11 protein-coding genes are annotated in these 13,258 nt (G+C 42.9%); all 11 read right to left on the reverse strand.

Annotated elements, in window-relative coordinates; genetic code table 11:
- Nucleotides 1–190 precede the first annotated feature (190 nt).
- Nucleotides 191–1,834 carry a GH25 family lysozyme gene (locus BQ7344_RS04795; RefSeq protein ID WP_072521646.1) on the reverse strand — a complete coding sequence of 548 codons (1,644 nt, stop codon included), beginning with the start codon at nt 1,832–1,834 and terminating at the stop codon, nt 191–193.
- A gap of 37 nt (nt 1,835–1,871) precedes the next feature.
- Nucleotides 1,872–2,342: a phage holin family protein gene (locus BQ7344_RS04800; protein WP_072523356.1), complete on the reverse strand. Its 471-nt coding sequence runs from the start codon at nt 2,340–2,342 to the stop codon at nt 1,872–1,874.
- 90 nt (nt 2,343–2,432) lie between these two features.
- Nucleotides 2,433–2,558, reverse strand: coding sequence for an XkdX family protein (locus tag BQ7344_RS04805; protein WP_072521647.1), 126 nt, complete (start codon nt 2,556–2,558; stop codon nt 2,433–2,435).
- A 2-nt stretch (nt 2,559–2,560) separates the two neighbouring features.
- Nucleotides 2,561–2,860 (reverse strand): hypothetical protein, encoded by a 300-nt coding sequence (locus BQ7344_RS04810; RefSeq protein ID WP_143143536.1) that lies wholly within the window; start codon nt 2,858–2,860, stop codon nt 2,561–2,563.
- Nucleotides 2,861–2,875: 15 nt separating this feature from the next.
- Nucleotides 2,876–4,357, reverse strand: coding sequence for a hypothetical protein (locus BQ7344_RS04815; RefSeq protein ID WP_072521649.1), 1,482 nt, complete (start codon nt 4,355–4,357; stop codon nt 2,876–2,878).
- A gap of 11 nt (nt 4,358–4,368) precedes the next feature.
- Nucleotides 4,369–5,250, reverse strand: a complete 882-nt coding sequence (locus BQ7344_RS04820) for a hypothetical protein (protein WP_072521650.1) — start codon at nt 5,248–5,250, stop codon at nt 4,369–4,371.
- Between the two features lies 1 nt (nt 5,251).
- Nucleotides 5,252–7,705 carry a hypothetical protein gene (locus tag BQ7344_RS04825; RefSeq protein ID WP_072521651.1) on the reverse strand — a complete coding sequence of 818 codons (2,454 nt, stop codon included), beginning with the start codon at nt 7,703–7,705 and terminating at the stop codon, nt 5,252–5,254.
- Nucleotides 7,702–8,082 (reverse strand): hypothetical protein, encoded by a 381-nt coding sequence (locus BQ7344_RS04830; RefSeq protein ID WP_072521652.1) that lies wholly within the window; start codon nt 8,080–8,082, stop codon nt 7,702–7,704. Before BQ7344_RS04830 ends, BQ7344_RS04825 begins: the two co-directional genes overlap by 4 nt.
- Before the next feature lie 10 nt (nt 8,083–8,092).
- Entirely contained in the window at nt 8,093–12,172 is a 4,080-nt protein-coding gene (locus tag BQ7344_RS04835; RefSeq protein ID WP_072521653.1) for a hypothetical protein, read from the reverse strand.
- Between the two features lie 4 nt (nt 12,173–12,176).
- Nucleotides 12,177–12,761, reverse strand: a complete 585-nt coding sequence (locus BQ7344_RS04840; protein ID WP_072521654.1) for a Gp15 family bacteriophage protein — start codon at nt 12,759–12,761, stop codon at nt 12,177–12,179.
- A complete protein-coding gene (locus tag BQ7344_RS04845) occupies nt 12,751–13,212 on the reverse strand; it encodes a hypothetical protein (RefSeq protein WP_072521655.1) in 462 nt (153 codons plus the stop codon). Before BQ7344_RS04845 ends, BQ7344_RS04840 begins: the two co-directional genes overlap by 11 nt.
- Between the last annotated feature and the right edge of the window lie 46 nt (nt 13,213–13,258).

Below are 13,258 nucleotides of genomic sequence, written 5' to 3' on the forward strand. Positions count from 1 at the left end.
TTCCACAGTTGTCTATTCTATCCTAGAATCCTTGTAATTGCAACGTTTATCTGTGTTTTAACTTTATTTTTGCGTTCTATTATTTCCTATTATACTATACCGTTTTCTACAAACGGTAGGCAAATCGTAGGCAAAATGATGATACAATATTTCTCCGGCAGATGGGTACCTGTCGGAGTTTCTTCTTATATTACTGTTTCTTGATGTCTTTTGCAGCCGCAAAGCCGTAGTACTTGTTTGCAATGCGGACATAATACCATGATGTACCATTCTTGGCCTTCTGCGTGAAATTCATTATGTCAATGAGATTTCCTTTTGCAAGTTTCGGCCATTTCTTAATAGTAGGATAATTCGTTCCAGCCCACGTGCGAACATCCGTAGATGTTGCCGTTACTTTTCCAACAAAGAGTCGCTGTGTCTTATCCTGTTTGTTGGTGATTGTGGTTGACTTGTTTGATGTTCCATCAACCTGCAGATATTTAGTAGCAGCCCATCCGATGCCAATACCTGCAACCTTGACTTTTGTCCACATACCGGATTTCTCGCCGTTGATTTCTACACGATTTCCCTTGTTGATCTGTCCGAGGACATAACCATTCGGTTCCTCGCGGATGTACAGGGCATCAACTGTAGATGTGACCGTGCCGGTTGCTTTCCATGTCTCTGTAGAAGTTTTCTCATCTCCCCATGTAATCCAGATATAGCCGTCGATTACCGGATCACTGCGAAGATAGCGTTTATTTCGGCAGGATCCGCCGTTTGTAATGACTCCTGCTGCACTTGAAGTGTTTCCTTCGTTGGTGTAGATGTACGTATTGCTATAAGAGCGGACAGATCCGATGTGAGAGCCATCACGGAAGATAACAAGTGATCCATCTTTTGGCGTGCTGTGCCATGTACCATTTTTCTTCGCCCAGTTGGTGATTGACACACAGTTGTAAAATCCACCGCCCATGATCTGTAATGCTTTTGTAATACCTAAGACTTTCGCCAACTTCCAGAACTGATATTCTGCACACCATGGCTGCGCCTGACATCCCGGCTGTCCCCAGCTGTTGACATCACGGGCAAATTTGGTGTAGTTATTGTATCCGGCATTTTTCTGGAAATCGTCAAGATAAGCGTTTGTCCGTTTTTCCAGATACGGTTTATTGCCGCCATTGTTTGCATAATAATCACCGAGATCGGTGAACTCCTGTAATTTTGTTTTCGCCACTGCTGTTTCCTCCTTCTTTGGTTCTGCATAGTCCTTGTAAAATACATCTCTGTCTACGTTACCGGAAATTCCCGGAATCTTCGCTTTTGAGCTGTACTGCCATCCAACACCAATATCCGGCCGGAGTCTCTCCTGCAGGGTACCGTTGTCATTGGCTGGATAGCGGGCAATCCAGAACTCATATTTTCTGAGATGGCTGCAGATCACGTTCATGTACCAGTCAAGGTTGCAGTAGATTGCAAACTTGTATCCTGCTGCCTCGATGATCTTCCGGAAGGCATCCGCCATCTTGTGGATACTCTCTGCTCCGAGCGTTCGCTGGTTGTGATATTCCAGATCAAGGAATACCGGGAACTGAATCTTCCGGCTGTTAAGTGTTGATACTACCTTACGGGCTTCTGACTGGATCTCCGCGATGGTCATTGCGTACGAATACTTATATACTCCGACCGGGATCTTGTGTTTATTGCATCCGGCAAAGTTGGTTTCAAAATACGAATCCACTACATTTCCAAGTTCAGTTATTCGGAGAAGCACGAAGTCCATGCCGTAAGCAGCGACCGTGTCCCAGTTGATCTTGCCCTGATGCGCAGATACATCAATTCCTTTTATTTCCATCTATCATCCCTCCTGCTATATAGTAAACAGGGGACGATCACTCGTCCCCTGAATCCTCTTTATTATCCATATTCACTTTTTCTTCTACCTGTGACTTCACGTGCTCCACGATTGGAAGAAGAAATGCCGGGATTGCTACTCCCATGTCTTTGATATTTTCCAGAATACTGATGATCTCATTACAGATGATCCAGATGGCTACGATGCATGCCACAAGGAACGTAAATGGTAATGTAATACCTGCGGTCTGGGATGCATATAAGAGCAGCTGATCAATCACTGCCCCTACCACTACCAGAAGCCACATGCATACCTTTTTCATAATTCCTCGGATACTCTTATAAGAGTTAATGTCCTGTGATCTATATGTAGATGCCATGAGTCCTGTGGCATAGTCAAGGACATTGCATGCTACCATCAGAAGAACCGGCACTGCAAGTACTCCCAGAACTGAGCTGATCAGTGCAAACACCGCTGTAAAAAATGCTTTAATATAATTTTCTTTCATATTTTTATCCTTTCTCCGGTTGCGCCGGCGCAAATTGACATTAAAATAAGAGCCTTGCGGCTCTGCTCTGATTTTCATATGCTTTCCCTCTTAGTACTCTTCTCCGGTAATCTGCTTATACTGCTCCGGGGTGATTACACCCTTGCCACAAAACTGTCTGATCTGTTTCTTCGTGTACAGATGCAGGTTGAAAAATCTCTTAATTTTCTCAAACATTTCTATTCCTCACTTTCTAATAATGTGTCTGTCATCAGTGCCGTGTACATAACCTGTGCCTCGATACGATCTGCCTGAGTTGGTTGTTCTTCTGGGAGTTCCGTCTGAATCTTCTCCAACTCGGCAATCTCTTCGGGTGTCATATCTCTGTAGACCATTCCCATTACTGGTACTTCACGGGTACGGGTTTCTTCGTGTTCTTCGGAGATGAGATTGCCCTCTTCATCGTATTCTGCTGGAACGGTTACTGTGTAGGATTCTGTTCTTGTATTGATTTGTTTGTATTCTGCTATTTTGCTCACTATCATTACCCCGCTCTATATACGTTTTCCATATATTGTGAACACAGTATTCTTCGAAAAATATCCTGCTGAGTAGTTATCTTTCGCTGTAATGTTTATTTTGGTTATTCCTTTTGAATAATTACGATCACTGTATGGTGCTATTCCTAATCCATTTCCAACAAGGTTTGTACCTGACTGAAAATCATTATTTATAGGTATAGGATTGGATAAAATAACAAGCCCGCTTTTTTTACATATCGGTATCTGCATTAACATATATCGTAATTCTGTACTATTTTTTTGTAGAGATTGATACATCCATGTAGTGTAATCATTAATCGTCAATTGAAGTCGTGGAATGTTCACATAATTTAGTGATTTGTCTGTGATTCCTATGTTACAAACAATATAAAAATTTGCTTTTATAGGTTCGGCTAAATCTATTAACATAGAACTGACAATTTCTTCTTTGGATGGGTTCACAGTTGCTATTAATTCAAAATCATCTTCTGAAATAATCCCCATCCTCTCCCTAGCCGTCGCCTGTTCCTCGGCTGTCCATGCAGCACCTTTTCCGTCACACATGGCGGCTTTGACGGCGTAATCAAAGTTGGAACAATCAATTTCTTTTCTAAGACGTCTCTTATTTACATCGTCAATGCTTGCGGTATTTACTTTTAATCTTCCTTGTTGATTCATTAGCCCAGTAGTATAGCCTCCGGCCGAGTTGTCGGTGTATACCAATCCAAGAGTATCATGCGAAGATATCGGTATCTCCGCCACACCGTCTTGCACAATACTCTCACCATTAATCCGCACATCCAAGTTACTTCCACCATCAGCCCACTCGCAAGTGAATGTGCCATCTTCGTTGACGGACTTGATTTTAAGGATTTTACCAGCTTCGGGAGTTGGGGGGGCGGTTAGTTTGGTGCCGAGATCTTGTTTGATGGTTTTCAGTTCCTCAGATACGTTTCCGGATTCTCCGAAGCCGTCAAGGATTTCTTTGCCTTTTTCGGTGAGCTCGTTTTTAAGCCTTTCAGTATGGTCATTAAGGTCTGCCTTGATCTGGGTTTCCAGCTTGCTTAGTAATGTCTGCTGTTGCTCCGGAGTGACCTGTTTTTCTGCTTCGAATCCTGTGTATACCCGACCAGTAGCAGACCGGGTGTTGAATTTGTGGAGTATGTTGTCTCCCTCTGTCTGGTACAGGGTGAGGGAGAATCTTACATGTCCGGTGTATGCCGTAATATCCGGGGTGATTGGCCAGATGAAGTAACAGTTGGATTCATCGGATTTCATTACTGTCTCATAATAGTTTGTGTCACCGTTGGCATTGACATAATTAATGCGTGGGGTTAATTTTTTCAATTCCAGTTCCCTATATGTAAGTGGGAGCTGGAATTGTACTGCATTAACTTCCACATCTCCGTTAATACCCAGAACCAGTTTTTCTGATGGTAAGATCAGTTCTCTCAGTTCTGGATCAACTGTAATTGTTGGTATGTTAGTGTTCATGTTTCTTTCCTCTAAAATTCAGCAAATTGTAAAACAAGAAATGTTGCATCGGTGCTATGTGTGTTTGCAGTGGGGTTGACAAAGCCTACCTTCAGGCTGCCGGCAATAGCCGAACAGCTTGAAGGTGTAAGCCATCCGCTCGCCAGATACACCGGAACAAATACGGTTGCCCCATCAACAACTTTAAATGCTGTGGTTATATTTCCTGTATACGCTCCACTCGCAATAGACGGAACTTTGAATTTAACCGTTGTGGCTGCCAATAATTTCAATCCAGAAGATACACCGAAAAGTTCTTTTGCCTGCGCAACGGTTGTTTTCTTTACCACATTTCCCGTAGCCCCCAAAAAGCAATCTGTATCTGCCGGTGCTGTATTCTCCGGAAGATCTGTTACTGTCTTACCGGTCACAGTACCAGCTACAGCATCTACCATGAGTGACTGTTGCACTGCTTTTTCAATTTCTGCCACATGTTTCTCATCAATCAGGTTCTTGCAATCCTCTGCTGCCTTGGACGCGGTCTCGGCCGCCTTATTTGCAGTATTAGCTGCAGTGCTTGCGCTCGATGCCGCAGTATTCGCACTGGAAACTGCCTTGTCTGCATTCGTCTTTGCGTCCTGTGCCGCTTTTGTGGCATTCTCACAGGCTTTCAGGGCTACTCCAACTTTTTCCTCGATATGATTGTCGATGGCTTCCCCTCCGGCCTCGTCGATCTGATCTACCATATCTTCATAGGTTGCCATACGTTTAACATCGCCCGGGGAAAAGCACTGGTAGATTGCTTTTCCGTCCGATGCGTGAGGATCCCCTTCTGTCACTACTGCAAGCTCACCGGTGCGGAGTTTCTGAGAATCAAATTTGTTGTACGGGCCGTGTCTCATTGTTATTGCCATGTTAGTTACCTCTCATTTCTTTGACTGCCTGTTTCAGGGATTCAATTTCTTCTTTCTGCTGTTTGATCATTGCAAACATTGCCGGGATCATAATACGCTCGTTCCAGTTCTCAGGCTTTCCGTCTACGTGGTCAACCGCCAAAGGGAAATATTGGTTAACATCATCGGCATTGAACATCGGAAAATCTATTCCTACGCGTTCATCATGCTCGTCAAGATAGCCGTCTTTGTATCGTGCCATTATTGGTTTGATATTGTACAGGTTGTCGATAAATTCTTTAGATAGCTCTGTTCCAAGAATTTTATAGCGTTCGGAAGAAGAACTAAATTTGGATAATTGGAAAGTATTCATGTTGATGTAACAGTTGTATCCAGTTGTGACTGTTGGATATTTGTGCAATGTAATGCCGCCGCGGAAATCCACATCTTTATAATATGTTGCATAAGTACCATATTGGTCTGGAGTATTCGCTATATTCACTACATTTTTTATTTCAATGCTATCAAGATGCACATCCCCCCCGTTACTGCAAGAAAAGTTTTCAGTTTCAAGAGTCTCAAAGGTTCCGTCAAAATAATTATCGTTTTCATTATTTATGGAAATTCCAAATCCTTCAAATTCTATTCCTGTGATGCTTCCATCTTCTTCATCCAGTTCCAAACCGCCAGAAACTGGAGTTATAGAACCATCGAGAATCCTAATTGCCGAATATTCTATTGTGTTCCCTGCCGATATGTCAGCGTAGTCTATGGGATCCTTGTAGATAATGATTTTCCCATCTTGTATTAATGTAGTTGTCAATCCCTTATCATTGTAAAACTGTAAACCATTGTTAGATAATGTTGATACGAGCTTACCTTTTGCGTCATAAGCTTTTAATACCCCATTCCCGTTACCTACACCGCCCAGGCTCAACGTTCCACCATATGCCCAATCCCAGTGGATACCGATCACGGAAAGGATGTTGAGGGCTGCATTGCCGTTACTGTCGAATCCTGCTTTCCAGACTGTGGTGGAGTCTTTGCCAGTGTAGTTTTTCGTTACAAAGAAACCATCAATACCGGATTTGTAGACAATTTTGGATTCGGATAATTTCGGTTTGTCGTGCCGGTACACGATTACAGATCCGTCGTCCTGGATGATTTTTGTCTCGTGGAAACCTAATGTGTTGGCAGCGAGTTGGCTCATCTGCTGAACGACAAGGTCGTAGGCAGACATTTCCTGATTAGTGTAATTCCGGGCGGCAATCACTGCTCTGATATAATCTGAATTATAAGTTTTTTTACTGCTATTTCTCAGTGGACTGTCTGCACTGCATTTCAGGGACGTTTTTCCGTTGAATCGGTATGTAATGTCTGTCAATATTGACTGATATGTGTTCCCATTCTGATCAATGACATAACAGATATCCCCAAACTCTGCAATCGGATAACCTATATATTCTCCCGAAAAAGCTCGGAATTTGAAACCGTTAATCAGTTTTCCAATTGCATTTACCGCGCTCTGCTCATTTCCTTTTGCAAGCTGGTTCTCTATGCTCAGGATATATCCCTCTTCGCCGCAGAGGTGTATTTTTCCTGCCATATCGGTAATCTGTATTCCGGTTATGACCACGTCATCTGCATCCGTCTGTGGCGGTGAAAGAAAATCATAGAACATGTGAAAATCATCCATCGACAAAAATGTCCCAGAATCGAACACATCGCCCGAAGAATAATCGTCAAAATTTCCACCATTAATATTGTCGCCATCCGCATAAAATTCTAAGCTCTCACTATTGTCGAAACTTCCTCCATTGCCTGCACCTTCCCACTCAAATACTGACAGATCATATGAACAGATCTGTAGGTAACCATTTCTATCAACCTTGGCATATCCACCAGCAATCATTGCTGCCTGTGCCAACACCTCACGACAACTTATATTTTCTGGTTTTGCTTTGATGGAAAAATTACTGTTCTTGAAAGTTGCCGAACCCAGTGGGAGACCGCATTGCGCACAACATTCTCTTACCATCTCACCCAATGTTGTCGGAAACACCAGCTGCGTGGAATAGCTCGTATTGGCTTTGTACATGTCATCCACAGCCTGCACCGTGATAGTCGTACCGTAAGTTTCTGGGCTTGTTACTGTGAATTTTCCCAGATAGATAGTCTCATTGATTCCAGAACCCAATTCGAAGTGTAACTGCAATTGGATAGTAGCCATATAAAAGCTGTAATCTTCAAATCGTTGATCCTGATTCCTGATTTCCATTGAAAAAGCCCGACCAATTGCTACCCCCAGTGGAAAGCTATTGCTCCCAGCTCCATCTGTCAATTCATTTCCATTTATTGAAAGATCATGCTCCGTAAGATTTACCATCCGCCCATCCGCAAACAATATGCTTGCTGATGGTTTGAAGTTCGTCCTCTGGCGCATTGTTTTTCGAAATTCTACACTTGTATTTATCATAAAGGGTTCACCCCTATAAGGTTAAAAGTTAATTTGTCATATACCTCTTCATCAGTTTTCCATGATCCCACGTTCAAGCTGCCTCTCCCTACGTAGAATTCATCCGTCCGCCACTTACCGTGATAAGCAGAAAGATACCTGCATTTGAATTTATTGCCCTTTGCCACAATCTGAAGAATCTGAGACATCTCCTGCAAAGTAAGATCCGTTGCTTTATAGGAGTAAGCTTCTACTGTAAAGAGCGGAGTAACAAGTGCAACTCCGCTCATAGGCCGTCCCGAATCGTCTGTGTACGTTGTATCGAAAGAGACTCCCAAATTTCCCGAATCCGGCTGTTTTATTTCAATTTCGTTGAATAATAATTTTTCCTGTTTCATATTCCACCTCTTACGTCAGTAAAAACGGATTTCTTCCCGTACGGTCCTGACTGAGCTTTGCTTCTTCAATTATTTCATCAAATATCGTCCTACGGTTCATCTGAGCAACAAAGCGGTAGTTTCCGCCGCCGTTACTCTGTCCTCCGGATTCTTCTCTGAAAATTTTTCTAATCAATGCTTCTGGTGCCTCAATATTATTTCCATTCTTCTGATCACCCAGCACGGCCAAAAACTCCGATCTCGGAGGAATAACCGCACCACTTGCAAGATACGGGACACTGTTCACTCGCGGAAGGCTAAGCCATGAACTGTATCTTCCAGTCGATTTCGTGATTGGATTTGTATAATTGTAATTGAACGTAAATGAACGTTCGATTCCTCCTACTGCACCATTAATGTTACTGATCGTGTTATTCACCCTGCGGATGATTTCATTGAATGTGTTGGAGATTCCTGCTGCAGCTCCGGAGATTCCGCTTGCCAGCCTATTTCCCATTCTGGTTCCGGCTGATTGCATCAGGCTTTCAAGTTTGCTTAGCTGTCTGCTTGTCGATGTCTCCATGTTTGAAATAATCTGTGAAATGCGTTCTCCCGCTTTTTCCCATTTCTTTGTCATGACATTGTACTGTGACGTAAAATGGGAATCCACTGTTTTCTGCATCTCACCAAGTTTCAGGTTTGCCGTCTGTTTCATCTGGTCAAGGTTTTTATCGACCTCTGCTGCAGAATTTCCCCAGTTCTTCACTGTGGAAGTATTCACACCACCTGCTGCATCTTCTGCCGCTTTCTGAACCCCTGCCAGATTTGTTTCTGCATCCGTTTTCATTTTCGAAGTTGTTGACGTTACAGTCTGCTGTGCTCCTGTCATAGATGCATCTATGCTGGTCTTTGTTGCCTGCACTGCATTCGGGAAATCTTCACGCAGTTTTTTATCAAGTTCGTCAAGCGGCACTCCGGCATCTTTTAGGCATGTGTAAACAGCATCTAACGCATCAGTTGTGTTGCTGTAAGGTACTTCACTGATTTTATCCCATGCAGTCTTATAAACTCCTCCAAATTCATCAGATTTAAGTGTCAACTGATATAAGGTATCTTTCAGATCAGACACGCTAATTTTGCTGGTATCAAATTTGCCAGCAGTCTCAGAGACACCGTCCCCAAGAGCAGATATTTTGTCAGTCATTCCTTCAACAAACTCTGCTGATATACCTGCTTGCGCTCCGTATTGCTCAAGAGCTGTTCTAGCTTGCTCTGCTGAAACACCATACTCAGAAAGTTTGCTAACCATATCAGCGTACATTTCATCATGCGATTTTCCAAGTTCTTCATCGGTTTCAATTAATTTCCATAATTCTTCCGATTGATTGTTTGTGAGTTTTGCTACGCCAGCAAGTTGTGTTGCGTAATCATGTAAATAACCACCGTATTGAGTGGTCATTCCATTACCACCCTGCATACTTTCCACCATTCCCGCAATTTTTGATGTCGCATATACCGCTGCGGCTGCAACTCCAACAATCAGACCAGCTTCCCCAACTAATGGTGCAAGTTCTTTTGCAAGCATCCCGAATTTACTGCCGGATCCTGCTGCTGCTTCACCAAGATCACCCAAAAGCTCACCTGCTTCTTTTGAACCACCACTGAATAAGTTTTTCAGCGAACTTGCTATACTGGCAATGTTCTCAGAAGTAAATAATTTCTTTCCAATTGCCCCTATCAGTAGTTTTATAAGACTGTCCAAACCTGTGATCTGTGCTATCTTCACAGCGAGAAATGCTTTACCCAGAAAAGCAGCAATCTTTCCGGCCGTACCACCTTTCTCTAAACCGTCAAACAGATTTCCTATTGCATCTTTGATTGCAATGATCATATCCCACAGGTATTTTCCCCAGTCAATTTCACTCAGCATAGTGCCAAGACCTTCGCCAAATTCTTCCCAGTTTGTATTCTTAAGGATACCGACCAGGAATCCAACCAGATTACCAATGAAATCATTCAGAGATTTTCCTGCATCTTCCCATTTCATGTTGGAAAATGCAGTATTCAGTCCATCGGTCACATTCTTTTCCAGATCATCCCATTTGACTGTCTTTGTAAAATTTCCCAGTAATTCAAAAGTTCCATTCAGTCCGGTTGTGAGTGTGATCGCAATTTCTGAAAAATCCACTTTATCAAAAAGTCCATTTACAGCCTTACCAAGGGCTTTTCCGAGTTCAGCCCAGCCCGTTAATCCGGCATCGTTCTTCTTCGACATGTCGGTAACGAAACCATTCAGCAAATGCCAAGAGATCATAAAGTAATTGCCGAGGAGATTACCGAGTTCTACCCAGCTTATTTCCCTGATGGCTCCTTTTAATCCCTGTGCAATCTTACTTCCCAGCTGTTTAAAATCAATGCCGCCATTTCCGATCAGCAAATTCGCTGTCCGTATCGCGGTATTGACGCCGGCGCCGATCATCCTTCCCAGTAAATCAAAATCCAGATATTTTACCAGGCTGTTAAACGTTCTGGTAAAGGCTCTTACAAATTTCGTAATTTTAGGTCCGGCTTTCTTCCAACTGATAGCGTCATAAACATGCCGCATCCCCTTATTGATCTCGTCAGCAAGGAATTTTCCCAGACCTTCCCAATCCTCTGATTTTATAAACTTCTTGATCTTATCGGCTATTTTTTTGATTTTGTTCTCAATTGGAACTTTCTCAAACATCTGCCCCGGTGTAGGTGCGGTGTACCCGCCATCTCCAGAGTTTGCACCAGAATCACTGTCTGATTCAGTTTCATACCTTGACATTTCATCCAGTGGACTCAGATATCTCTTAAGGGCTTTCGCCGCCTTATCTGCATTGGTCGCTATTTTCCCCAGCCCTGCAGCATAATTTTCCTGAACCTTAACCGCCTTTGTGAATGTCTTCTGTCCTGTAAGTGATGCAAAAAACATTCCTACATACGTAGCTGTCCGTGAGAGCATGTCAATGAAACTGCTCAGGATCGGTGCTATCACTGTCAGAATCGGCGCAAACGCAGTTGCCAGTGAGTTTTTTAGCTGCGTCAACGAAGACATCAAAAGGGATATGTCTGCATTTGTCCTCTGTGAATACTGTGCCAGATTCTGGAATCCGGTCGTTACTCCACTCATAGCGCCGGAAATGCCCCTGAATACGGCTGCCATCAGCAATGATGTTGCAAGCATCCGTTTCAATGAAAAGGTGCTCTTGTTAGTAGTCTTATGTATTGCAAATACACCGGAGGAAATCCTCTTTAACCCACTGATCACAGCGTTGGAAGATATCTGCAGTAATTTCTTTACCAGATTATCTACTGCACGCATTGTTTCGTGTATCTTTTTCTTAACCCCGTTCAGTCCAGAATTAAGCATCTTACCCGAAAACTTCTGCATTGCATTTGCAAGTGATTCTGCCTTTGGGCTTGCTTCCAGCGCAGCGTCCCCACAATCTTCGATTTCTTCACTTGCTTCCAGCGTAGCTTCACTACATTCTTTCATTTTTTGTTCAATCGATGCATAGGATGTCAATAATCGGTTGTTCATATCCTGCAGGCGCTGTTCTTCTACAGTCAGTTTTCCGGCCGTATTCTGGTATTCTTCTGTACCCTTCGGGTTTATGTAGGCAGTACCTGTATCCTGCATGTTTTTCTGCTGTCGTTCTACTTCTTCCATTTTGAGTATTACGGAATCCAGTTCTTTTTCTACTTCCCTGAAGCTGATCGCGTTTTCCGGTACTCCCAGCTCTGCCCAATCCCTTAGCTGACGTTCAAGCTCTACTGACTTTTCGAGAAGACTGTCCGCTTCCTTCTGTAAATCTTTGTAGCCTTCTGTCTCTACTTTCTGATCGGACAGTTCTTTGATTTTCTGCTTAAGATTGTCAACTTTCTGTGCCTGCTGAACATACTGGTTATTCAGCTTTGACAGTGCATCAATCTGTCTCTGGATTGCAATCTTTGTTTTCTCTCCAATATTCTTCTCCAGTGAGGAAGTTGCACGCTTTGCAGATTCTTCGATTTCTCTGATTCCCACTTTCAGTCCTTTTTCATCTACTGATGTATCAACTGTTATGGTTCCGTGTGTAGTCATGCAATCACCTCGTTTTCTTCTTGTAGCCGAATAACTCTCTCAGCGCATCTTTTTCTTCCTGTGAGCGTTCCTGACCACTGTTTTTCAGATCAATCAATTTCCTGTTGTTGCGGTAAAATTCCGCTTCCCATTTTTCCAGCTTTTTATTTTTTGCTTTTTTCTGCCTGATCATAAGAACCTGATGGAATAATCCTTCGTAGATTTCCAAATATGCGCCCATAAAAGTCCACCAGTGCATATATTTCAATGATCTGATATCTTTTCCGATATTCTTGTTGATCGCTGGCGCTATGATCGGTGAATCCTGTTCCCAATCCATCAGTTTTATTCTTGATGCGCGTTCTTCTTCCGAAATGCCACAGTCAATAAATTCTTTACCCTTCAACAAGGCATCTTCCAGACAGTCTTCCGGAATATCATCCGGATCACAATACAAAATCTGAAGCATCACCACATTCTTTTCCTGTTCCGTTAATTCAGGATCTGACATTGCCTGAAGAATATCCAGTATTGCCCGGAAGTCTGTCCGGATGTCATACGGTTCTCCGTTTAATTCAATTGAATGTGGTAATCTCCATTTATCGTCCATGATATGATTTTTTTCTCCGTTTCGGCTTGTAATATTTCTTTGTGTATTTGCCAGTACGTTTCTGCATCTTTTCCAGTCGAACGTCCAGTTCCTGATTGATCACATTACATACTGCATCCAGGCACGTTTCGTAGAATAATGTTCCATCCGGCATTGGTGAAAATGGTCCCATGATACCAAAGAATGCACTTCCAGCATCTGCGTTTACCAGATAGTTCATCTGTTCAATCACCTGTTTTTCATATTTCTGTATATCCGGATCTTCTTCTGTGACGACAAAATTCTGGAAGAATTTCGATACTTCCTTGTAGCGGCTGATAATGTTGGTATCTGCCGGACGAAAGCAAAATTCCGCAAGGCTTTTCCCCTGTTTGTTTTCGATCGTATAAGTCTTACTACCATCATCGATAACCATTGTATTCATTTTGTTTGGTGTAATAGTTTGTTCCATGGCCTTCTCCTTTTCTACCAAAATTCAGGGGTGTCCGATTCGGACA

The sequence above is a fragment of the Blautia sp. Marseille-P3087 genome (assembly GCF_900120195.1).
GTDB lineage: Bacteria > Bacillota > Clostridia > Lachnospirales > Lachnospiraceae > Blautia_A.

Bases quoted from the DNA above. Each gene is read 5' to 3' on its own strand.
- BQ7344_RS04795 (WP_072521646.1), bottom strand. From the start codon at position 1,834: ATGGAAATAAAAGGAATTGATGTATCTGCGCATCAGGGCAAGATCAAC.
- BQ7344_RS04800 (WP_072523356.1), bottom strand. From the start codon at position 2,342: ATGAAAGAAAATTATATTAAAGCATTTTTTACAGCGGTGTTTGCACTG.
- BQ7344_RS04805 (WP_072521647.1), bottom strand. From the start codon at position 2,558: ATGTTTGAGAAAATTAAGAGATTTTTCAACCTGCATCTGTACACGAAG.
- BQ7344_RS04815 (WP_072521649.1), bottom strand. From the start codon at position 4,357: ATGAACACTAACATACCAACAATTACAGTTGATCCAGAACTGAGAGAA.
- BQ7344_RS04820 (WP_072521650.1), bottom strand. From the start codon at position 5,250: ATGGCAATAACAATGAGACACGGCCCGTACAACAAATTTGATTCTCAG.
- BQ7344_RS04825 (WP_072521651.1), bottom strand. From the start codon at position 7,705: ATGATAAATACAAGTGTAGAATTTCGAAAAACAATGCGCCAGAGGACG.
- BQ7344_RS04830 (WP_072521652.1), bottom strand. From the start codon at position 8,082: ATGAAACAGGAAAAATTATTATTCAACGAAATTGAAATAAAACAGCCG.
- BQ7344_RS04835 (WP_072521653.1), bottom strand. From the start codon at position 12,172: ATGACTACACACGGAACCATAACAGTTGATACATCAGTAGATGAAAAA.
- BQ7344_RS04840 (WP_072521654.1), bottom strand. From the start codon at position 12,761: ATGGACGATAAATGGAGATTACCACATTCAATTGAATTAAACGGAGAA.
- BQ7344_RS04845 (WP_072521655.1), bottom strand. From the start codon at position 13,212: ATGGAACAAACTATTACACCAAACAAAATGAATACAATGGTTATCGAT.